At 69.3% G+C, this 20,713-nt stretch carries 19 protein-coding genes and 2 pseudogenes; 14 read left to right on the plus strand and 7 right to left on the minus strand.

The genetic code is table 11. The features are described from left to right. A pseudogene (locus Psi01_RS41565) lies at nucleotides 1-445 on the minus strand (sensor histidine kinase); the annotation flags it as partial. A gap of 1,508 nt (nucleotides 446-1,953) precedes the next feature. On the opposite strand from Psi01_RS41565, the gene Psi01_RS41570 reads away from it, so the two are divergent. From Psi01_RS41570 to Psi01_RS41585, 3 genes and pseudogenes are all read left to right on the plus strand, one after another. Then, nucleotides 1,954-2,856 (plus strand): VOC family protein, encoded by a 903-nt coding sequence (locus Psi01_RS41570; RefSeq protein WP_204069714.1) that lies wholly within the window; start codon nucleotides 1,954-1,956, stop codon nucleotides 2,854-2,856. A 194-nt stretch (nucleotides 2,857-3,050) separates the two neighbouring features. Next, a pseudogene (locus Psi01_RS44460) lies at nucleotides 3,051-3,869 on the plus strand (transposase). Between the two features lie 158 nt (nucleotides 3,870-4,027). Beyond that, the gene (locus tag Psi01_RS41585) at nucleotides 4,028-4,462 is read left to right on the plus strand and encodes a DUF6196 family protein (RefSeq protein ID WP_204069716.1); all 435 of its coding nucleotides are present in this window, start codon (nucleotides 4,028-4,030) and stop codon (nucleotides 4,460-4,462) included. Nucleotides 4,463-4,562: 100 nt separating this feature from the next. Here Psi01_RS41585 and Psi01_RS41590 read toward each other — a convergent pair whose 3' ends face one another. Beyond that, nucleotides 4,563-4,841, minus strand: coding sequence for a hypothetical protein (locus tag Psi01_RS41590; protein WP_204069717.1), 279 nt, complete (start codon nucleotides 4,839-4,841; stop codon nucleotides 4,563-4,565). Between the two features lie 669 nt (nucleotides 4,842-5,510). On the opposite strand from Psi01_RS41590, the gene Psi01_RS41595 reads away from it, so the two are divergent. Beyond that, the gene (locus Psi01_RS41595) at nucleotides 5,511-5,789 is read left to right on the plus strand and encodes a hypothetical protein (protein ID WP_204069718.1); all 279 of its coding nucleotides are present in this window, start codon (nucleotides 5,511-5,513) and stop codon (nucleotides 5,787-5,789) included. A 619-nt stretch (nucleotides 5,790-6,408) separates the two neighbouring features. Here Psi01_RS41595 and Psi01_RS41600 read toward each other — a convergent pair. Together Psi01_RS41600 and Psi01_RS41605 are read right to left on the minus strand one after the other, a co-directional pair. After that, nucleotides 6,409-7,137, minus strand: a complete 729-nt coding sequence (locus tag Psi01_RS41600) for a response regulator (protein WP_204069719.1) — start codon at nucleotides 7,135-7,137, stop codon at nucleotides 6,409-6,411. Beyond that, nucleotides 7,107-8,438: a sensor histidine kinase gene (locus tag Psi01_RS41605; protein ID WP_239128424.1), complete on the minus strand. Its 1,332-nt coding sequence runs from the start codon at nucleotides 8,436-8,438 to the stop codon at nucleotides 7,107-7,109. Before Psi01_RS41605 ends, Psi01_RS41600 begins: the two co-directional genes overlap by 31 nt. Before the next feature lie 280 nt (nucleotides 8,439-8,718). On the opposite strand from Psi01_RS41605, the gene Psi01_RS41610 reads away from it, so the two are divergent. From Psi01_RS41610 to Psi01_RS41625, 4 genes are all read left to right on the plus strand, one after another. Beyond that, nucleotides 8,719-8,982 carry an SGNH/GDSL hydrolase family protein gene (locus Psi01_RS41610; RefSeq protein WP_204069720.1) on the plus strand — a complete coding sequence of 88 codons (264 nt, stop codon included), beginning with the start codon at nucleotides 8,719-8,721 and terminating at the stop codon, nucleotides 8,980-8,982. A gap of 68 nt (nucleotides 8,983-9,050) precedes the next feature. Continuing rightward, a complete protein-coding gene (locus Psi01_RS41615) occupies nucleotides 9,051-9,743 on the plus strand; it encodes an ABC transporter ATP-binding protein (RefSeq protein WP_275424663.1) in 693 nt (230 codons plus the stop codon). A 4-nt stretch (nucleotides 9,744-9,747) separates the two neighbouring features. After that, complete coding sequence (locus Psi01_RS41620) at nucleotides 9,748-11,679, plus strand: FtsX-like permease family protein (RefSeq protein ID WP_204069722.1); 1,932 nt, start codon at nucleotides 9,748-9,750, stop codon at nucleotides 11,677-11,679. Nucleotides 11,680-12,280: 601 nt separating this feature from the next. After that, nucleotides 12,281-13,534, plus strand: a complete 1,254-nt coding sequence (locus Psi01_RS41625; protein WP_204069723.1) for a sensor histidine kinase — start codon at nucleotides 12,281-12,283, stop codon at nucleotides 13,532-13,534. Nucleotides 13,535-14,168: 634 nt separating this feature from the next. On the opposite strand, the gene Psi01_RS41630 is transcribed toward Psi01_RS41625, so the two are convergent. Then, nucleotides 14,169-14,630, minus strand: a complete 462-nt coding sequence (locus Psi01_RS41630; RefSeq protein WP_204069724.1) for an STAS domain-containing protein — start codon at nucleotides 14,628-14,630, stop codon at nucleotides 14,169-14,171. A 249-nt stretch (nucleotides 14,631-14,879) separates the two neighbouring features. On the opposite strand from Psi01_RS41630, the gene Psi01_RS41635 reads away from it, so the two are divergent. Then, entirely contained in the window at nucleotides 14,880-15,536 is a 657-nt protein-coding gene (locus Psi01_RS41635; protein WP_204069725.1) for a hypothetical protein, read from the plus strand. A 365-nt stretch (nucleotides 15,537-15,901) separates the two neighbouring features. Here the strand turns inward: Psi01_RS41635 and Psi01_RS41640 are convergent, their stop codons facing one another. After that, nucleotides 15,902-16,174, minus strand: coding sequence for an STAS domain-containing protein (locus tag Psi01_RS41640; protein WP_204069726.1), 273 nt, complete (start codon nucleotides 16,172-16,174; stop codon nucleotides 15,902-15,904). A 562-nt stretch (nucleotides 16,175-16,736) separates the two neighbouring features. On the opposite strand from Psi01_RS41640, the gene Psi01_RS41645 reads away from it, so the two are divergent. The 5 genes from Psi01_RS41645 to Psi01_RS41665 all read left to right on the plus strand — a co-directional run bounded on the left by Psi01_RS41645 (nucleotide 16,737) and on the right by Psi01_RS41665 (nucleotide 20,390). Next, entirely contained in the window at nucleotides 16,737-17,342 is a 606-nt protein-coding gene (locus Psi01_RS41645; RefSeq protein ID WP_204069727.1) for a hypothetical protein, read from the plus strand. A 160-nt stretch (nucleotides 17,343-17,502) separates the two neighbouring features. Further along, entirely contained in the window at nucleotides 17,503-18,120 is a 618-nt protein-coding gene (locus Psi01_RS41650; protein ID WP_204069728.1) for a recombinase family protein, read from the plus strand. Beyond that, nucleotides 18,117-18,611, plus strand: a complete 495-nt coding sequence (locus Psi01_RS41655) for a hypothetical protein (RefSeq protein WP_204069729.1) — start codon at nucleotides 18,117-18,119, stop codon at nucleotides 18,609-18,611. Before Psi01_RS41650 ends, Psi01_RS41655 begins: the two co-directional genes overlap by 4 nt. A gap of 100 nt (nucleotides 18,612-18,711) precedes the next feature. Continuing rightward, a complete protein-coding gene (locus Psi01_RS41660) occupies nucleotides 18,712-19,956 on the plus strand; it encodes a barstar family protein (RefSeq protein ID WP_204069730.1) in 1,245 nt (414 codons plus the stop codon). Between the two features lie 272 nt (nucleotides 19,957-20,228). Beyond that, nucleotides 20,229-20,390 carry a hypothetical protein gene (locus tag Psi01_RS41665; protein WP_239128426.1) on the plus strand — a complete coding sequence of 54 codons (162 nt, stop codon included), beginning with the start codon at nucleotides 20,229-20,231 and terminating at the stop codon, nucleotides 20,388-20,390. Here Psi01_RS41665 and Psi01_RS41670 read toward each other — a convergent pair. Then, on the minus strand, nucleotides 20,371-20,713 hold a 343-nt coding region (locus Psi01_RS41670; protein ID WP_204069731.1), incomplete at its 5' end, for an Hpt domain-containing protein. The two genes, Psi01_RS41665 and Psi01_RS41670, sit on opposite strands and share 20 nt — an antisense overlap.

A 20,713-nucleotide genomic window follows, 5' to 3' on the forward strand; every position in this document is an offset into this window, starting at 1 on the left:
CCGCCAGCCGCAGCACCCACGCGGTGCCACCCATCAAAACGACGTTGGCGGTAATGATGGCCAGGGCCAGCGCCACACCGAGCCCGGTCGTGGTGTCCAGATTGGAGGCCTGCGCCGTACCGGCCACCACCGCCGTGGCGGCCACACCCAGCAGCCGCCACGGCCAGAGCAGAAGGGTGAAGGCGTAGATGTAGGGGATAGGGGTGAACAACCCGAACGCGGGATCCCGCACCACCAGGACCGCCGCGATCACCAGGAGGCCGGTGAAGAACACCCCCATGATCCGGGGCCGGTCCCACCAGCCGGGACGCAGGGTGAACATGCCGAGCATCCACACCGCGGCCAGAGCGCACAGACCCAGATCGATGAGCAGGGACTCACCTGCCGAAGGCTCCGCGATTGCTATTTTGAGCACGACGATGGCGGCCAGCAACGTATAGGGCACCGCGGTGACCAGGAAGAACGGTCGCTCTTCCCGCGTCGCGGCCCGGCGCCCGGGCTGTGTCTGCCTGTTCAGGGTTCCCTCCTCCCCACTCAAGATCTTCTGTTTCGTGGTGAGTCTATTCCCAGCAGAACCAGCCGATCGCGATGATCGTGCGGCCGACCGTGCAGCCGCACGGGTCGACAGGGGAGTGGCGGGACTCAGTCTGCTGGATGAGAGCTTTCCCCGACATCGATCAGCGGACGAGGCCTGGTTGCCGATCGGCGGGCAAGTCGCCTCGGCGGGGCGATCAGACAGATGATCGACGGATCGCCGGCGGGACTGGAAAGGGATCGGCTCCGGCCGGTGCGGGTTGCGCCTCGACCCTGGCATGCACCCATGCGGCTGCGTTCATGTGTCGTGGTTTGCGGGGTGGGAAGAGGACGGGGGCGGGGTTTTCGTGGCCGCAGGGGAGAAATCACAAGTGATGCATAAGTGCGATTATGCATCAAACGCGGGAAAGCGGTTGGTAGAAGACCCCGCCCGAGACCCTGCGACAGGCCTGTTCCACGCGCACTGCATGCATCATGCATCCCGCGCACCGCATGCGTCCGGTTGCGCACGCGGCCGCCACCTCACGCGCCTCCGGCGCGACGCCACACATGACACCACGAAGACGACGCCATCAGAACACGGTGTTCGCCGCACCCGAACGCACTGCAGCTCTCCAGGCGCCTCGAGGTGCGACCGCCCAGGCGACGAACGCGCCAGACGGCAGAGAAGAGATGACGGCAGGCGTACGGCACGCCGTACCACCGATCCTTGATCATCCAGGATCGGCTCAGACGGAGCCTGGATCCCCCTTGGCCCCTCAGCGGCTTCCGCCTCGGTTTCCTGTCCATCGCCACCTGCAACCGTTCCGGGAATCCGTGCACGGGGGCGGTGTCGGCCCGATCCGGAGCGGTGGGCGGTGCACCTGTCCCCGAACATGGACATGCGGTGCGATAAATTCCTATACAAGACAGAATTAGCGTTCTGTCTGGTATAATCCCTATAGCTCCCCCCGCCGATGGGCCATCGATGATCTCGGCCACGATGAACAGTCCGTACTGGGACCTCAGCTCGTCTGTGATCGCGCGGAGGGGGCTGCTCACGGCATCTGCCTTTGTTGGGAGTGACCTCATCTGGAGTGCTCGAACGGTTTGGTGTGCCTGACGACGGTGACCAGGGTGCTCGCCGTTACCCGGGGTCCGTCAGGTCCCGCCCCCCCGACCGTCTGACTCCCGTTCCACTCACTCGCGGGCCGAAACCCCGGCTTCCGGTGGAAACTCTCCGGCCCGCCTCCTCCCAGCTCCCCTGTCCACCACCGGTCAGACGAAACGCTCCTGATCGGGCCGGACTTCCATGACGGTGGCCATTTCAATGGCGCTGGGGGTGATATCCGCCGTTCTCACGACGGGGAATCCACCGGTTCGAGCACACCCGTGCCCCCGCCCGCGCCGGTGGTCGCCCGGAGGCGTATAACCGGGGTCATGACAGCGGATACCTTCACGGATTCGACGACATTCCTCATCTCCAAGGGCGCCGCCGAGATCGCCCACCCCGGCGGAACGCTCCTGCAGCACCTGCAGCGCGTCGCAGTCCAGCTCAACGCCTGGGGAGCGGCTGAAGAGGTGCGATTGGCCGGACTGTGCCACGCGGCCTACGGCACCGACGGCTTCGACCGGCGGCTTCTCGACCTCGCCGATCGGGCCACACTGGTGGAGCTGATCGGGCCCCGGGCCGAGGCGCTGGTGTACCTCTACGCCTCCTGCGACCGTAGGGCGACCTATCCCGCCCTGCGCTTCGCCGATCGCTTCACGAGCCGGCCGGTGGACCCCTGCGATGCCGAGCTTCGGGCATTCGTCCTGATCACAGCCGCGAACGAGATCGACGTCGTACGGCACAACCCGGACATCCGTGCGCGGCACGGGGCGGCGCTGCACGCGTTCTTCACCCGCAACCGGAATCTGCTGCCACCGGCCGCCTGGGAGAGCGTCAAGGAGACTTTCGCGGTCCGCATCGCTAGCCTCGACCACCTGGTCCTGACCGTGGCCGACATCTCCCGGACGATCGACTTCTACCGGGACGCCCTCGGAATGGAGCCGGTGACCTTCGGTGACGGCCGCCACGCGCTGACCTTCGGCTGCAGCAAGATCAACTTGCACGCGGCCGGGCACGAGATCCGGCCGCACGCCCTCCGTCCGGTGCCCGGCAGCGCCGACCTCTGCCTGATCACCAGCTCTTCCCTGGGCCAGGTGGCCGCTCACCTGGCTGCGACGGGCGTTCCCGTCGAGGAGGGGCCGGTCTCCAGAACCGGCGCGCTCGGCCCGATCACCAGCCTGTACATCCGGGATCCGGACCACAACCTCATCGAGATCGCCACCTACGACTGATCCGGCGCGGCGCAGGGTCACCCCTCCCCTGGACGTTGGATGTCAAGCAGCGAGGCCGATCCAAGCGCGTATCCAGAACTGCATGTAACAGGGTGTGAGATCGCCGGGGCCGATGGGCGTTGACATGAGCCTCGCCGGGGGTTGGATCGAGGTTGCTCAGACCATCTGTCCGCCCCGGCGAGGTCGTGGTCAGTATGCGCCCTGCTGTCGTGTTCGCCAATGCTCCGGACGCCTCGATCGAGCACTGCGCGTCGCTCTGCGCAGCCGGTGGCGGCAGGCCACCCGCGCGGTGATGCCGCTGGATCGCGCGCTTCAACCGGCTGGGACCGGACGGGCTGGCCGACCACCCACGTTCGGGCCGCCCGCCGCTGGGGGGACGGCGGTTGTGCGACCGGATCGCCGCGCTGTCGGCCCGGCCGGGCCCGTGGACCATCCCCCGGCTGTGGCGGTATCTGCAGCGCCCCGCCCTGAGCCGGCGCACCCTGTATCGGCGGGTGCGCCAGGTGGCCCTCTGGCGGCGGCCCAAGCTGATCGCCAGGGGCGATCCGGACCGCCGGCGAACGGTCGCCGCCATCGCCGCCCGGCCGCGCGCCCTGCCCCGGGAACCAATCGGCACGTCACCGTGCTGGGCGCGCTGGAGCTGACCACGGGGCGGTGGGTGTATCGGCTGGGGCGCCGGTGCGCGGCCGACTTCCTGCTCTTGTTGCGGCAGGTGGTTGCCGCCTTTTCCGGCCGCCCCGGCGATCGTGGTGATCTGCGACAACGACAGCATCCATCACGCCAAGGCCGTCACCGCCTACCTGGCCGAGCATCCCCGGCTGGAGCTGTTGTACGCAGCGCGCTACAGCCCGCACGACAACCCCACCGAGCGCATCTGGGCGGCGCTGAAGGCGTTCCTGGCCAGCACCGCCGTCAGCTGGCCCGGCCAGCTGCGGCAGACCCACACCTTCTTCCGGGCCCGCTCACCGGATCAGCTGCTGGTCATCGCCATTGTTGGCCACCACTCGAGATGAGCATGCCGCGTAACTCGCCGTGAACGCGGCCGGAATCTGCAAGTCGGCGACGACGTTGTGAAGATCGTCGCCAGGACGGGGAAGCCTTTCCCTGCCTGGGCGTGACTGCCCAAGATCTCAGAGTGGATCACAGCCACATGAATCGAGGAGACCCACCCATGGTCAGCGTCAGTATGGAGACTGCGGAGCAGACCGAAGCACGCCTAAGACGCGTGATCGCGGCAGCCGGGTTCGTCGTGCACAACGGCGTCTGGTGTTTCGAGGAGTCTCCGGCCGACCACCCACCAGCCCTTACCGGTGACACGCTGGCGGTGGTCCGGGACAACGAGAGCTGGAGCGCCTTGGTTCCGTTCGCCCAGGGGCACGAGGGTGTCGAACAATTCGGAGTCTTCTCCTTTCACTTCCCGGCCGACCTGGACAACAGTGGCTTCGTCGGCTGGCTGGCCACCCGTCTCAAAGTTCAGCTGGGGACCGGCGTATTCGTCATCTGCGGCAGTAACCGTGCCAATGGAGGAATCTACGACTACTGGGGCTGCCCCATCGACCTGGTCGGCGACGCTATCGCGGTCATCAAGGAACTACGTGCCCACTGACCTGATCCTTCGTGCACTCGCACCAGGCCACCGGGAGTGACGCCACATACTTGCGGGAAGTGGTGACCAACACGATGACATGCCGTACGAGACCGTTGCACTACACCTGCCGCGGTCGCTGCTGCCTGGTCCAGCAGCCGATGAGCTGCACAAACGTGAGAATCTGACTGCAGTCCACGGAGCGACCCCCGGAGAAGGATTCGCTCTCGGCCGGCAGCGCGAACAGCATGCGGTCCCGCAGGTTGCCACGCCACTCCCCTGCCGCCTCATCGAAGATCGCGCAACCGTCGAGGATCGCCTGCACCTGCTGCGGCAGCAGAATCGGCGGGCGCTCCCGCGCCCGGGTACGCCGGATCCGCACCAGCGACGACGACTGCACAGGGCTCTGCCGGTCCAGATGCGCCAGCAGCCCACGCGCCGGTGCTCGCCGCGGAGGCCCCCCTCAGCAGGCGCTTGGCCACCACGACGTCGTGCACGAGATGCTGCCAGCGATAAAAGACAACGACGCCGTCAGGCGGGCCTCCAGCGTGCCGGCCGCCGGTGGTTCCGCCTCCTTCGGGCGAAGGTCAACCTATCGGGGCGACCATCGTGCAGCCAGGAAATGAAGGCGGACACTGCCGGCACGCCGAGACGATGCCAGCCTGATCCAGCGTGGTCGGCGCGTAGTGCGCCCGCCGCGACAGCTCCCGATAGCCCGGATTGCCGGCCTGTCGCCGCAGCTCGCGTAACTCCCACGTGAATCGCTGGAGGACCCCGGCCTCCGGATCGACCGGACGCTCGGGACGCGCCATCTCCTACCTCCGGGGCTGCCAAGGCGACTCGGGCGACTGGGACGGCTGTGCAGTTGTGCGGTGTTGATTGTGCACCGGCCACCCCGAAACCGCACAACCCGGGAGCAGCTACACCTGATTACTGCACGAGGAAAACCGCTAGCCGACCGTCTTGTCCTCGTGCACCGCCCGGGGATTGGAGCGATGCCTGCACCGGCGCCGTCCACTGATCTCTCACAGGGCGGAAGAAAAGCCACCAGCAAGGCAAGGGAGAGAACATGAAAATCGCTGCGTTCACGTCCGGATTAACCGCGCTGACGCTGGCCGGCGTGATGCTCGTCACTCCCGCAGAGGCAACGGCCCTCTCTCGGTCTGCGACTGTGACCGGGCAGTCGACTTCGGTCACCCAGATGGCGTGGGTGCACTTCAGGACCTACTACAGCCAGTACGCCTACACCTTCTGTCTCACTGACCTGATCTATTACACATCCAAGGCCTACACCGTTCGGTGTGTGCAGATCTCCGGCACTCAGACGGACATGATCCGCCAGATCTGACCTATCACCGCAGAGCGACCGGGAAGCTTTATCCGTAGGCACCACGCACGTTGTGACGGCGGTGCCGAAGTATCCAACCGTGCGGGGCGGCAGCACACCGCCCCGCACGGGACTCTGCTCGCCGGTTACCCGTCACAGCAGAGCAGAGTCGCATGGAGCTCAGGCGTATCTGCAGTTTCATAACGCCGGGCTCCTGCCCCTGTTCCGTCACGCCGCAACCGTCATCAGGCATAACCGTCTTTATGCTGCATCTGGTGCGCGCTCTCCTTAAAGTGCCAAGCAGGTGCGGCTTGCGGCACCACCGAGTCGCGGACCGGCAGCGGGCGTTCAGCTCGGCAACGGCAGGTGGGTGGTGATGAAGTTTTCCACCGGACTCGACTACCCTCCCCCGCCGTCGTACTTCCGCCCCGCCTGCTGAGCTTCAGCGTCGATCTGGCGTACCGCCATCGCCAGCCGCCGGTCATCGCCGGAGATACGTGGTTTTATCCATCGGTTTTGATCCGATCGACGACAGTACCCCGGCTCTACGAGGCCCATGTTCGTCAGTTCTGACCACGCCCAGAAGCTAACGCGCGGGCCCCCTGACCCCTGACTGTGATCGCGTCGTCGGACCTCGCGATCACGGCGCCGTCCTGCAGTTCTCTTTTTCGGACAGGAGTTTCCGGACGCCGTGCGGGTTTGCGGGTCGGCCACGGAGGTAGGCCAGGACGGCGAGGACTCTGCGGTGGGTGTCCTCGGTCTGGGGAAGGTCGAGCTTGGCGAGGATACTGCGGACGTGTTTGCCCACGGTCGCGTCCGTGACGACCAGCCGCCGGGCGATGGCAGCGTTGGAGTGGCCTTCGGCGATGAGCGTGAGCACTTCGTGCTCGCGCGGGGAAAGCTCGGCGAGCGGATCTCGTCGCCGGCTGATGAGCTGGCGGATGACCTGCGGGTCCACCACCGTGCCGCCGCCTACCACCTGGCGCAGCGCGGCGACGAAGTCGGCGACGTCGACCACCCGGTCCTTGAGCAGGTAGCCGACCCGGCGGCCGGCGCCGGAGTCCAGCAGGTCGGCGGCGTAGCTCAGCTCGACGTACTGGCTGAGCGCCACCACCGCCAGGTCCGGATCGGCGTGGCGCAGCTCCACAGCCGCTCGCAGGCCCTCATCGGAGAAGTCCGGCGGCATCCGGATATCGGTGATCACCAGGTCGGGGTGGTGCTCGGCGACGGCCGCGCGCAGGGCCGCGGCGTCGCCCACGGCGGCCACGACGTCGAAGGCGAACCGGGCCAGCAGGCCCGCCAGGCCCTCCCGCAGCAGGACGCCGTCCTCGGCGAGGACTACCCGGACGACGGTCGGTTCAGATCGCACGGAAGCTCCACACGTACACAGGTCGGGCCACCGGCCGGGCTCGATACCAGCAGTCTGCCGTCGATCACCGCCACCCGGTCGGCCAGCCCGGTCAGTCCAGTGCCGCGGCCGGGATCGGCGCCGCCGGCACCGCCATCGATGATCTCCAGGGTGAGGACGCCGTCGTCCCAGCGCGCAGCCACTGCGGCCCGATCGGCACCGCTGTGCTTGGCGGCGTTGGTGAGCGCTTCGGCGGCGGCGAAGTAGGCCGTGCTCTCGACGTGGCGGGGCGGCCGTCCGGGCAGGTCGGCCGCGACGGTGACCGCCAGAGGGGAGCGATCGGCCAGTTCGCCCAGCGCCGCCGTCAGTCCCCGATCGGTGAGTACGCGGGGATGGATGCCGTGCACCAGTTCCCGCAGCTCGGTCATGAGCTGTTTGGCCTCCTGGTGGGCGTCGGCCATGCTGTCGGCGGCCGCAGATCCGGACGGCAGGTCCACCCGGGCCAGCCCGAGCTTCATGGTGAGCGAGAGCAGCCGTTGCTGGGCGCCGTCGTGCAGGTCGCGTTCGATGCGGCGGCGTTCGGCCTCGAAGGCGTCGACCAGCCGCGCCCGCGAGCGCGCAACCTCGACGAGTTCGGCCTGGAGCCGTTCGCCGGATCCGCGCTGGAGCAGCGCTCGGGCGAGCGCGGCCTGCGCACCGGCGGTCAGTGCCAGCAGGTAGGGAACGGCGGGCAGCAGCACGAGCGCGGCGAGCGCGTACGGCAGCGCGGCCGCCGGGGTCGCGACCTTCACCAGGCCCAGCGCTATCGGGCCGTCGCCGCCCAGCAGGATTAGCGGGGCGGCAATGGCGCAGAGCTGCAAGACCAGCGCGGATACCAGCGCCGCGTAAAGGACGGGAGTGGTGGCGGCCAGCAGCAGGAAGTAGCCGAGTTCGCGCCAGGTGACCGATTCGGCATAGCGGGTGCGAAGCCACATCATGACGCCCCGGCCCGGCGGCCGCCGATGGCCCGAACCCGTCGAGCGGAGATCCACCAGGCGCAGCCGGCGCCGCTCCAGCCTGGCCAGCGGGATGGTCACCATCGGTCCGAGCCCGGCGGCCAGCAGGACGCCGAGGACGGCGAGGAACACCCATTCGCCGAAGGTGGCGTCCGGCGCGACGGCCAGAAACGGCGGCAGGCCGAGCAACACCGGCGGCAGGCCCACTGTGAGCACGACCGGCACGGTCGACAGCAGGTAGCCGGCCGCGCGCCAGGGCCAGGTGGTCAGCAGAAACCCGCGGCGTCCCATCGCAGCCAGCGGGGTGGGCGGCGGATCGTTCGGCACAGACGTACGCTAGTCGACCCCGCGATCCGCTCCGGCACCGAGGTAGTGCTGGGCATACCTCCAAGTTGGTAGATCACCGTGATGCGGGCGCCGGTGCTGCGGTGGTGGGATCCGAGGCATGAGACGAAGGCTTCCCGTACACGTCACCGCTCTCCCGGCAGTCCTTGCCGATGCGGCATTGGCCGGTGGTTTGGTGGAGGCGGCGTCCGGTTGCCCGCGGACTCCGGCGCGGGCAACGTCCCAGCTGTGCGCGAGCTGGTCGCAGAGCCGGGACACCGTGATGCGGCGGCCGATCGCCGGTGGTCCGGACGAAGAGCCCGACTGGTCGGCGGACGGCTTCAGCGACCCCTTGCCGCGCCAGGTCGTCCGGCTCGGCACGGGCGGCGGGGCCTGCGACGCGGTCCTGGATGCCGACCGCATCCTGGCCGGCCCCACCGGCCCGGAGCGCCCCCGGCCGTCCCATGTGCATGAGGACGGGCTGCCCCTCGACAACGTGCGGGTGCGGGCACTGGCGCGCGGTATCGGCCTGGAGGTCGTGCGATGAGGGCTCCTGCCGCCGCGGGGCCGCATGCCGGCCTCCCGGTCGCCCCCGTGCAGCTGTACCAGGTGAGCATGCATTACGGGGCCGGTGAGACGCAGGTGCAAGCGCTGGCCGGCGTCAGTGTGACTTTCCCGGCTGGTTCCTGGACTGCCGTGATGGGCCCGTCAGGGTCGGGAAAGTCCACCCTGCTGCACTGCGCCGCGGGCCTGGATCGGGTGAGCGCCGGTCGCGTCCTGCTGGCCGGGCAGGACATCACCCACGCCACCGATGCGGAACTGACTAGGCTGCGGCGCCGCACCGTGGGGTTCGTCTTCCAGAACTTCAACCTGATCGGCTCGCTGAGCGCCGAGCAGAACGTCGCGCTCCCGTTGCGGCTGGCCGGGGCCCGGCCGTCGCGCCGTGATGTGCAAACCGCGCTGGCCGATGTGGGGCTGGCCGACCGGGGGCGGCATCGACCGCGGGAGCTGTCGGGCGGGCAGCAGCAGCGAGTGGCGATCGCCCGCGCGATGGTGATGCGGCCCTCGGTGCTGTTCGCCGACGAACCCACCGGAGCTTTGGACACCGGGTCGGCCCGCACGGTCCTGCGGCTGCTGCGCCGCATGGTCGATGCCGCCGGGCAGACCGTCGTCATGGTCACCCACGACCCGGTCGCGGCGGCAAGTGCCGACGCGGTGGTGTTTTTGTCCGACGGCCGGATCGCCGACCGTCTGCTGCGTCCCTCCGCCGCCCAGGTGGCCGAACGGCTCACCCGGTTGGAGGGCTGATCCCATGCTGCGCATCTCCGCCAGTACCGTTCGCGATCGCTGGCCGCTGTTCGCCGGAGCGCTGCTGACGGTCACCCTCGGCGTGGCCCTGGTCCAGTCATCGGTGCTCGTGCTGGTCTCCACGGGCGATCCCACGATCCCGCCGGGCGCTTCGGGTCGGCTCGCCGAGCAGATCAGGGAGGGGTACGTCGGGGCCGCGACGCTGCTGGGCATGGCCACACCGCTGGCGATGTTCCTGGCGGTGTTCATCGTGGGCTCGACGTTCGCCTTCTCCGTCGAGCAGCGACGCGAGGAGCTGGCCCTGCTGCGGATGCTCGGCGGCAGCCGCCCTCAGCTGATCAGGCTGTTGCTGGGCGAGGCGTTCCTGCTGGGGCTGGCCGGCAGCGCCTTGGGGATCTTGCTGGGCATGCCGGCCACCTGGCTCCAGGCCCGGCTGCTGATCGGGATCGGGCTGCTTCCCGGCGACTTCTCCGCCCGCTGGTCCCACGGGATGCTGCTGTTGTCGCCGGCCGTGGGGATCGGTGTCGCAGTCTTCGGGGTGCTGTCGGCCTCCTACCGGGCGGCGCGGGTGCACCCGTTGGACGCCCTGCGCAGCGCCCCTCGTGCCACCCGCGTGATGACCCTCGGCCGCTGGCTGTGGGGGGTGTCCTCACTGGTGCTGACCGTCATGCTCGTTGTGGCAGGGCATGGGGCGGATCTGCTGGGCGCCCTGCTGGTCGCGATGGCGATCCCGGTCTTCGGATCGATCGCTTTGAGCGCGTTGAGCCCGCTGGTCGTTCCACTGGTCGGCCGGCTGCTGGGGATGGTGCTGCGCACCAGTGCGCTCGGCGAACTGGCACAGGCCAACCTGCGTGATGCGGTACGCCGCAGCGCCTCGACAGCCGCGCCCGTCATCGTGCTGGTCGGCCTGCTGGTCGGCTTGACCGGCGCGCTGAACTCGCTGGCCCGCGCCGCCGGCGTCGACCTCGAACGCAGCACCGCTGCCGATCTGGTGGTCACATCGACCGGCGCAGTCGCAGCCCGGATCCCCCAGATCCCCGGCGTCGCCCTGGCCTCCCCGCAAAGCCAGGTGGAGATGTCGGTGACGGCCCAGCATCGGGTGGACCACCGCTCCTACCGGCAGACCCACCATTCGGGGATCACCGCGGTCGACGCCGCCGCCTACCGGCGCACCCACCGCCTCACCCTGCGTTCTGGCTCCCTGGAGGCCCTGCACGGCCGCACCGTCGCGATCGGCCCCCGGCTGGCCGCCGAAGGCGTTCGCGACGGCGCGGTCACGGCGCGGATCGGCCCTCACAAGCTCAAGCTGCGCATCGTCGCGCGTCTGCCGGAAGTCCTGGAGAATGGCAGCGACAACTTCCTGGTACCGCGCGACCTCGTGCCCACCGCGATGCTCGCCGACGCGCCGACCGAGACCCTGGTTCAGATCGCCCCCGGCACATCACCGCAAGCGGTCGCCGACCGGATCCGCGCCGCCGGGATCGGTGAGGTGCGCACCCTTGGCCAGTGGGCCGACGCCCGGGTGGAGGCCCAGCAGCGCGGCACCATGGGGATCATGGCCGTCCTGATGGGCATGTCCGGCCTGTACGCCGCGATCGCGGTGATCAACGCCGTCGTGATCGCCGCCGCAGAACGCCGCACCGAGTTCGCCGTCGCCCGCGCCACCGGATTGAGCCGCAGCCAGGTCGTCCGGATGGCCGTCATCGAGTCCGCCGCGGTCACCCTGATCGGCCTGCTGCTGGGAACCCTGGTCGCCGCGGCTGCGCTGGCGAGCTTCTACCCGGGTCCCGCAGGCGTGCACATCCTCTCCGTACCCTGGACCCTCCTCGGTCTGCTGATCATGGCCTCACTGGCCGTCACCGCCGTCGCCAGCGCCCTGACCGCTCTGACAGCGACCAGGCCGTCCCCCACGGCCCTGATTGCCGCCCGCGGGTAACCATCCGGTGGAGACCCGGCAAGGAGCCCGGCCGTGATATGACGATCTGTCGGCCATACGGCGAACTCGTACATCTTGATGCACTGGTCCATCAGGGTTTGATTTACAAACTCAGATAGCCGTGAGCGAGGCCACAAGATCACCCCCACCCCTGTGCAGGCAAGATCAAATAACGGCGGTGAGGCGACGGCTGTACGGCACGGACCATGATCGCGCCGCCCTGCGGCACACATGACGGGAGTCCTGCGACGTGAGCGCCGTCGTGATCACTGGCGAGGTCGTATGTCAGCAAGTGTCCACTGATTCACGTACAAGATCGCCGGTCGGCGGGGCCGCGGGGCGATCAGGCCTGGGCGACCTTCGCGGGCGTATCCGCGCGGCGTAGGGGTCCTTGGCACCGGCTCGCCAGGGGTGGTCGTACAGCGTCGCGACCCAGCACAGCCGCTCCGCGGGCCTCGGCCACCTCCTGGCGCTGCTGCTCGGTGATCTCGGCTTCGCCGGCTCGGACACCGCTCATGCAGACATATCCCAGAGATGGCCGGTTCATCCGGGAAAGTATGGGTATGGGCGTTTATCCGTGCAAAGTGGTGAGGGGGTCACCATGCGACAGTGGTCGGTCCTGGGTGAAGGGCCCCTGCACGCCGCCCGGCAGATGGGGCTGCTGTTCGCCCTGGGCGCGGCCCTGACCCTCGTCAAGACCGTGATGGTCCCGGCTGGTCAGCGGCCGCTGTTCCTGGGCCTGACCGTGTTGCAGGCGAGCGCGGCCGCCGCGGGGTGGTCACCGCTGTGGGCGCGGCTGCACCCGCGGGCCCCGCTCGTGCTGACCGCGCCGGCCTTCGTCGTCCTGGCCGCCTCCATCGCGGCGGCCGCAGGCACCGCCGCCGGCGCCGCGCCGTTCTTCGTGCTGGTGTTCGTCTGGGTCGGCCTGCATTTTCCTGCCCGCGCCGCCCTGGCGGTGACGCCGATGGCGCTGCTGGCCTACCTGGGCCCGATGATCGCCGCCGGCCGCCCCGCACAGGTCATCATCAGCGCGGTTTTGTTCATCCCTACTCTGTTCGCCGTGGCGGTGGTGGTCGCCCGCCAGGTCGACCACCACCGCCGCGACCGCGCCGCCCTGCGCCGTGCCCGTGACGAGATCGCCCAGGCCGAACGCTGGCGGGCCGCCCTGACCTCGACCCTGGCCCATGATGTGCGCTCCCCGCTGACCGCGGTGCAGTTCGCCCTGGAAACCCTGCATGATGACGACGGCGACCTGCCGGTCGCTCAGCGGCGTAAGTTCACCGAGGCGGCACTGCGCCAGACCGCGCGGATCCGCCGCCTGGCCGTCAGCTTGCTGGATGCCGACCGCGTCGACGAACACGGCCGGCTACGCCTGGACCTGCAGCCTGTTCCGCTGCGCGCCGCCATCGATGCGGCCCTGACCTACCTGACCCACCCGGTCACCGTCGCCATGGACGGCGATATGAAGATCTGCGCCGACCCCGCGCGCTTGGAGCAGATCCTGATCAACCTCATCACCAACGCCCTGCGCCATGGCGATCCCCCGGTCGTCATCAGCGCCGCCCCTGCCCCCGGCGGCCAGGTCGCCATCTGCGTGCGCGACCACGGACCGGGCGTGCCCGAGGACAAACAGCAGGTGTTGTTCTCCCGTTTCAGCAGTGCCGATACCGCCCCTGAATCGGTCGGCCTCGGCTTGTGGATCACCCGGGAGCTGGCCCGCGCCCACGGCGGCGACGTCGTCTACAGCCCTGCCGATCCGGGCGCCTGCTTCACCGTCACCCTGCCCGCCGACCCGCCGCCTCTCAGCCGGGCCGATGACGCGGGATGGCCTGCCCCATCGGCGCCCCGCCGATAGGGCAGGCCGACCCGGAGCATTCCCCGTTTTCACCCACCGTGGTGGAATGAATACTGATAGAACCAAATATGCGACGGTGCCTCCTCATGGAGGGAGAGTGCACCGGCCGGCCGGGCCTGCACGGGGAGCCAGGGTCAGCAACGGTGAGGGATCGCCGACTCCGTGCAGGTATCGGCTGCGCGCTCGAGCGCGGGCCGCCAATCGCCGGCCTTCAGTCGGCCTTCGCGCGTGGCAGCGGCCCCGGCGCCGAAAGGAGCGCTGCGCTGATGGGGCGGGCCCGCCGCAGGGGGCATGGGTGAGGGCCGAAAACAACGGCGCCGCTGCGGCGGGCCCGCTGATGGTGCGCGATGCCTCCCCCGGATCACCACGCGTTCCCCATCATGCAGCTTTGCGTATCGTCTTGACTACCCTGCGTTGAATCGCGGTGGCCGGGACGATAGATCTCCCTGCTCCTTGGGGCCGTGCCCTGATAACCGGCTGCGGCTGTGGGGTAGAGCAGCGGCCAGGGTGCAGACACGACGCGCACACAGGCGATCGCCTCCACCTCCGGGGCCCGCGGGCGCCGCCTCCACCAGGCGGGCGGCACCTCATCCGATGCTCGCGGGCCCTTGCCAGCCCCCCCGTCGAAAGGGCGTCAACGCGGGCCGGGCCGGTGGCGCCCGGCCAGGGCAGCAGCGCGCCGGGCAGGGCGCGGTGCCCGGCCGCTGCGACTGCCGCGGACGGCAGGGGCGGCAGGGGCGGCAGGGGCGGTGGGAGTCGCGGCGTCGGTGCGCAGATAGCTGCCGGCCAGGATCCGGCCGGCCACCCCGTCCAGCCCGTCGATGTGCAAGGCGATGCCCTCACGCTCGGCGCGGGTGAGCGCACTCAGCACCGCGCGCAGCCCGGCGCCGTCGCAGCCACTCAGCGCGCAAATATCCAGCACCAGCCGGCGCGGGCCCAATACCTCGGCGGCCTGCACCGCACCCAGGCACTGCTCCAGCGCGGGCGCGTTGGAGGCGGCATCCAGCACGCCGCACACCCGCACGGTGAGCACCTCATCGGTGCTCTGGACGGTGATGGTCCCCTGCGGAAAGGGCGGGCCGGCAGCAGCGGGCATGAGAAGTCCTTTGCGGCGCGGAAGCAGGACGGGTGGAGTTTTCTCCTGCCACCAGGGGGCGCCGGCTAACCCGAGCGTTTGGCTGAGCAACGCAGCAGGCCCGCGCCTCCCTCTGCAGGAGGCATTTCTTCAAGACTGTCCTAGCTCAGCAATGGGGGTTGGCATATTGAAAAAGACAGAGCCGTCGCGGTATCCGGGCCGCTACCGCGCCGGGGGCGGCGAGGGTCAGGCACGGCTTCAGGAGTGATCATGAGTGGCGATCAGGGATCACGCACCACCGACGAAACCCCGGAGGAGCGGGCGGCGCGGCGACGCGATGTGCTGGCCGGCCGACGCGATCGGGCCGCCCTGGCGCGCGACGCGGCCGCGGTAGTGCGCGATCAGGCTGGCGAAAACCGTGACCAGGCCGCCGAACAGCGCGATCTGCTGGCCGGGCGGCGCTGGGCGGCCGCGCGGGAGGACTCTCTGGCCGTGGAGATCGACCGGCGTATCCATGATCTGTTGTGGGCGGCTGAGCAGCGCGACCTCCTCGCCGCACAGCGCCAGGAGCATCTGGCCGATCTCGGTGATGAGATCGCCTGCGAGCTGGCGGTGCTGGCCGGTGAGCGCGAACAGGCCGCCACCGAGCGGGCCGTGCTGCGTGAGCTGCTGGCCCAGCTGCGCGTCCAGCGCCTGGCCGAGCACGACGGCCGCGAGCAGGACCACCAGAACGCGGCCTGCGACCGGGCGGCCAACGCTGAAGATCGCCGGGATAGTCAGGACGATCGGCGGGCCAGCCGCAGCGATCGCCAGCGGGCGGCCTCCGACCGGCTGGGCGCGGGCGTCGACCGGCAGGCGGCCGCGGGCCGGCGCACCCGCCAGCGTCTGGGCCGCGAGCAGGACAGCCCCGCACGCGAGGAGCGGTGAGAGGGAACACGGGCCCGCAGCGGCAGGAGCCGCCAGCGCCCACCGGCGCGGCAGCGGCGGCAAGGCAAGGACGCCTGCCCCCGGCGGGAAGGAGAGCCCAGCCGGGGGCACAGGCGCCCTGCTTCATCGGTGCGCCCCGATTCGGGTGAAGCCGGGAAAGGAGCGCGATGGGCACAGCGGCCTTTGCACCATCCGGTGCCTGAGGCGCAGGTACCGCCGGCCCCTCCCCTGCGGGTAAAGAAGGCAGGCTCAGGCAGTACCCGAGGACGGGGCCGCCTGCTGACCGGGCAGAAGCGGCCGGGTGCGCAGCACCCGCACCGCGGCCTCCAGGTCGGGGCAGAGCGCAAAATGCTCCAGCAGGTGCATCACGCCAGCAGTCGCCAGACCCGGCCGTCGGCTGGCGCGACCAGCACCAGGCGGCCGGCGTGCTCTTCGACCTGCCCGCGCAGCCGCACCAGAGCGCCGATGCCGGCCGAGGCGATGAAGCTGACCTGGCTTAGATCCACCACCAACACCGGCGCGCGGTCGATGAGCATCTGCTGCGCGCTGCTCAGGGCCAGCGGCGCGGTGAGCGCATCCAGCGCTCCGGCCAGGCGCAGCACGGCGAGGTCATCCAGCTGCCAGGTGGTGGTCTGCAAGGAAGGCTCAGGGTGGGGCAGCATGCGCCACCGCCTGTCTCCTCACGTGGCCGCCTTGAGGATGGCTGTCCTCGGCCGAAGGTGGCCACCGGCCGGCACATCGCGATCATGATGGTGGTCACGGCCTCCGCCGCTGCCTGGTGGCCTCGGCCAGCGGCCGATACCCGCCCCTGCGTGCCCGGGCTTTGGCACGAGCCGGTGCCGCGAGCACGGCGGTGACCGATCCGGCCTCGGTGCAGCAGGAGCCGGCCGCCCACGGGCGCCGCCATGGTGATCTGCCCCGGTCGCACTCAGTGGGGATCATGCGCCGTGCTGCCGTTCGGGCCGCTGATGCGCAAGGGCAACTCCAGCAGATCGGCCAGGCGCTGCAGGTAGGGCGGCACGTTGATCAACTGGGCCACACCCGTGGCGCACAGTTGTGACTTGCAGAATTTGATGGCCGGAAATCTTCACTGATAAGTGGCGGCGCCAGGCGATGGTGCCCGCAGTAGATCTTTCTGCTTCGAGCGGGACGGCGGAAGGGGCCGTCTGACCATGCTTGTCGCCCGGATACGGTCATCCGATGAGCAGCTTCGCCGAACAGGCGCGTCGAGTGTACGACGATCAGCTGGCGCCTTACGCACGGCTGCTGGCCTTGAGAGAGTGCGCCCTGCACTTCCCGCTCTACGGGTTCCGCGCCACCTGGCATCATCTGATCATCAGTGCCCGGATTCCCTACCGCCTTGAGGGCTACCTCGAATCGTTGGTCCGGGCAGTCACGGAACTGAAGGAAGCCCGGGATCTTGGATTGGCGCACCTTGCTGCCCGCACCGACCAGCGCAGGCGAGACAAGGCTGCTGGTCGGCGCACCCCCCGCATAGCTCACCAGTGGGACCAGCACGGGTGGAAATCCGTGGCCTACTGCCCTGAACCCGCTATCCATCCTCAGGAACGCCTCGCGGTCATCGTCGAACGCATGATCTCTTCCTACGTCCCGGACAAGATCGAATTTCCTGAATGTCTCGCGTGTGGGACTACTCGCGCGCTTACCGAGACCTGCCCCACCTGCGGCGTCAACCCGCCAGGCTTCTACGGACACTGCGTTCCAGATCGCCTGCTGCGCTTGCAGCCGACATGGCAGGAGATCTGGAGCCGGAGCTTCGTCATCGATCACATTCCGTCCAGATAGCGATAGAGCTGGGAGGCTGTTCCGCTTCCTTGGAAGCGGAACAGCCTGCCTCCTGTCGCCGACGGCGGCCGGAACCCGGCCCGAATCCGTTCCGCAAGTCGGCCCACAACAGGTGTTCCGGAAAAGTGGTACGGGGCTGATTTCCGGTACGGTTGCCCGCATGCCCCCGGCCTCCGCTCATTCCGCGCGCGGTCTCGAACTCGGCTACGCCCGCGTCTCGACCACCAAGCAATCCCTGGAACGCCAGCTCGACGCCCTGAGCGCCGCCGGCATTCCGGCCGAGCGCATCTACACCGATCGCAAGACCGGCACCAGCATCGAGCGCGAAGGGCTGGCCGCGCTGCTGGCCTACGCCCGCGCGGGCGATGCGATCGTGGTGCACACCCTGGACCGGCTGGGCCGCAACCTGCGCGAGGTCCTCAACCTGGTACACGAGCTATCCGAGCGGGGCGTCGGGGTGCGCTCGCTGGCCGACCCCCTGCCGATCAACACCACCGACGAAGGCATGGGCCGCATCGCCTTCCTGCTGCTCGCGCTGTTCGCCGAGATGGAACGCACCTACACCGCCGAACGCGCCGCCCACGCCCGCGCCGTAGCCGAAGCAGCCGGCCGCCGCATCGGCCGGCCCCTGGCCCATCCGGCCGACAGGATCGAACACGCCCGGCTGCTCCAGGCCCAGGGCGACTCCCTCGGGCAGATCGCGGCCAAGACCGGCATCCCCAAGACCTCCCTGCACCGCTACCTGGGCTCCACCGCGTCTGCTGAAGGACGCCCATGACCAGCCAGCTCACCCACCTGGGCACCACCTTCATCAACTTCAAAAACGCCACCTACCAATGGGTCGACATCAAGCGCTTCCGACTGCCCGAGGCGCCGGGCGATGACCACGATGCGCTGACCCTGCTGATCGAGCACGAGCTGTACGGCGACACCTACGCCACCGACCCCGGTGACGATCCCCACCGGCACGGCCCGTACTGGCGCAACCGCATCACCTGCGGCTGCTTCGAGGCCACCGCCGCCGACACCGAAGAGCTCCGCCTGCGCGCCTGGGCCGAGGAGCATGCCGCCCTGCCCGACCACCTGCACGCTGAGCTGGAGCGCCAGCTGTATCGGCCGTTGCGCACCGCCGAGGCCCTCTACCGGCTGCGCGACCTCGGCGAGGACTCCTTCCATGACTGGGGCTGGGTCCTCGGGCCGTTTCACGAACTCGTCCTTTTCGACCGCACCGCTCGCGCACTCGCCCTGGTCGTGGCATCCGACGACTGAGGCAGCACCATGGCCGGCCGATGCCGACACCCCGGCAGGACTCCCGGGGCCGGGCGGTAGGGTCACGGCCGATGACAGCATCGTCGCGGACGGAGATCGCGTGGATCAGGTGTGGGCGTGGGATCAGGACGTGCCGCTGCGGTGGCTGCTGATCGACGAGGGCAGCAGCGGCGTGGACGGCTCCGATGTCCCCATGGCACTGTGCGCCGACATCGACGGCCTGTTCGTCGAGCCCGAGCCACTCCCGGCCGCAGAGCACTACACCCTGATCGGCTGCGATCCGGCCGGACCGCTGCGGGAGACACTGGCAGATGTCGGCACTGGCCGGGCCTGGCTGGGCGATATCGTGCTGGATCCGGTGCACGATCCCCAGCGCCGGCCGGCCGGTTGCCAGCCGTACGATCCCGGCTGCTCGTGCATGGAAGAACTGCTGGATGTCACGGTGCTCGGCCGACGCCCCTCGGCGGAGGGACCCGGTCTCGTCGATCTCGATTTACGCGGGCATCTGCGCATCCTGCCGGAGGACGGCTGGCCCCCGGCGCAGCCACCGGCCGCCCAAGCCTTCACGCTGACCGGCGGCGACGGGCAGGCACTGGGCACCTGCCGGCGCACCCTCGGGATCTTCCGCGAGCGCCCGCGCCCGCCGGTGCAGCCGATCACCCTCCTCGGCTGCCGCCCCGAGCCACCGCTGCAGGCCCTGATGGAGCGGCAATCGGCCCGGCGGCGTTATCTGCGGGCGATGATCTACGCCGTCGACCGCAGTGGACAGGTGGTGGACATGTCTCAGATGGTGTCGGCCACCGTCACGGGATCACGTCCCTCCCGGCTGGGCGCAGGCCTGGTCGATGTGATCCTCGACGATGGGCTGGAGGAGCCGCTGCCCAGCGGGGCCCGGGAGATCTGGGAGTTGTGGCGCACCGGCGGACCGGCCCGGCCCAATCTGTGGGCCGGTTATGAGCGGGCGCTGCGTCATGAATGGTCCGGCTCGGCCCTGTTCCACCATCACTCCAGGCGGCCCGATCGGCCCGCCGGGCACACCTACCACCTGGACGGCCGGTTCATCACCGACATCGAGGGCTTCTACTGCGCCCTGGGCGAGGCGATCAACGGTCCCGGCGGCTACTTCGGCTGGAACCTCGACGCGCTCGATGACTGCCTGCGCGGCCGGTGGGGCGCCGCGCCGCCGTTCCGGCTCGTCTGGCACCACGCCGACGTGGCCCGCCGCCACCTCGTGCCGGGTTACAACCGGCCGGCCTACACCCAGCGCACCTGGGGCTCGGCGATCGACCTGCACTATCTGCTCGACATCTTCGCCGAGAGCAGCGTCGACGTCGACCTGCGGTAAACCGCGCTGTCGCTATGCCGTCCCGGCGGCCATGCTTGACGATCAAACGTCGCGTAGCGGTGAAGATTCACCGCCATCTACTGATGAAAGTCACATGCAACGCACCTTGGCCGGGAATGTGCAGCCTTATGTGGCCGCATGTCACCCTGGTGACAATCGAATCCGAGGCTGAGATGCCTTGGGCGACCCGACTAACCGAACTTCGCTGGGTGAGCGTGGGTATCGCCCTGAGGGCTTGAGCTTGACCTTAAGTCAGGGTGCACGCTGAACGGGTGACCAACTCAAACTCCGCTTGGACCGGCACGGTGTTGGCCGACGACACTGCGCTGGCGGTGACCGACACCGGTGGGCCCGGCCAGTGCGTGCTCTACCTCAACGGCCAGTTACCGCAGGATCAGCGGCGGGCCACCGCCTTCAGCCGGTGCTCGGTGTGAACGTTGCGCGCAACGCCTGACAGGTGGCATACGTCTGCTGCTCAACAGCGATGGCGAGCGCCGCGGCCGCAACACGGTCACCGTCGTTGGCGGCCTGCTCCAGATCGGCGCAGGTGCCTGAGAGCACGGTGCCGGCCAGGGTGCCGCTGCTGCCACGCAGTGTGTGGGCAAGGCGGGCGAGTTCGGCCATGTCGCAGCGGGCGGCGGCCAGGCGGATGGCGGCGGCGGTCTGTGATGCGGTGCGCAGGTAGCGGGGCAAGATGCGATCGGTGAAGGTCGCTCCGGTCTCCCGCAGTTCCTCAATTATCACCGGATCGAGGAGA

The organism is Paraplanobispora siamensis (genome assembly GCF_016863175.1).
Taxonomy (GTDB): domain Bacteria; phylum Actinomycetota; class Actinomycetes; order Streptosporangiales; family Streptosporangiaceae; genus Planobispora; species Planobispora siamensis.

Bases quoted from the DNA above. Each gene is read 5' to 3' on its own strand.
- Psi01_RS41570 (WP_204069714.1), top strand. From the start codon at position 1,954: ATGACAGCGGATACCTTCACGGATTCGACGACATTCCTCATCTCCAAG.
- Psi01_RS41585 (WP_204069716.1), top strand. From the start codon at position 4,028: ATGGTCAGCGTCAGTATGGAGACTGCGGAGCAGACCGAAGCACGCCTA.
- Psi01_RS41595 (WP_204069718.1), top strand. From the start codon at position 5,511: ATGAAAATCGCTGCGTTCACGTCCGGATTAACCGCGCTGACGCTGGCC.
- Psi01_RS41610 (WP_204069720.1), top strand. From the start codon at position 8,719: ATGCGGCGGCCGATCGCCGGTGGTCCGGACGAAGAGCCCGACTGGTCG.
- Psi01_RS41615 (WP_275424663.1), top strand. From the start codon at position 9,051: ATGCATTACGGGGCCGGTGAGACGCAGGTGCAAGCGCTGGCCGGCGTC.
- Psi01_RS41620 (WP_204069722.1), top strand. From the start codon at position 9,748: ATGCTGCGCATCTCCGCCAGTACCGTTCGCGATCGCTGGCCGCTGTTC.
- Psi01_RS41625 (WP_204069723.1), top strand. From the start codon at position 12,281: ATGCGACAGTGGTCGGTCCTGGGTGAAGGGCCCCTGCACGCCGCCCGG.
- Psi01_RS41630 (WP_204069724.1), bottom strand. From the start codon at position 14,630: ATGCCCGCTGCTGCCGGCCCGCCCTTTCCGCAGGGGACCATCACCGTC.
- Psi01_RS41635 (WP_204069725.1), top strand. From the start codon at position 14,880: ATGAGTGGCGATCAGGGATCACGCACCACCGACGAAACCCCGGAGGAG.
- Psi01_RS41645 (WP_204069727.1), top strand. From the start codon at position 16,737: ATGAGCAGCTTCGCCGAACAGGCGCGTCGAGTGTACGACGATCAGCTG.
- Psi01_RS41650 (WP_204069728.1), top strand. From the start codon at position 17,503: ATGCCCCCGGCCTCCGCTCATTCCGCGCGCGGTCTCGAACTCGGCTAC.
- Psi01_RS41655 (WP_204069729.1), top strand. From the start codon at position 18,117: ATGACCAGCCAGCTCACCCACCTGGGCACCACCTTCATCAACTTCAAA.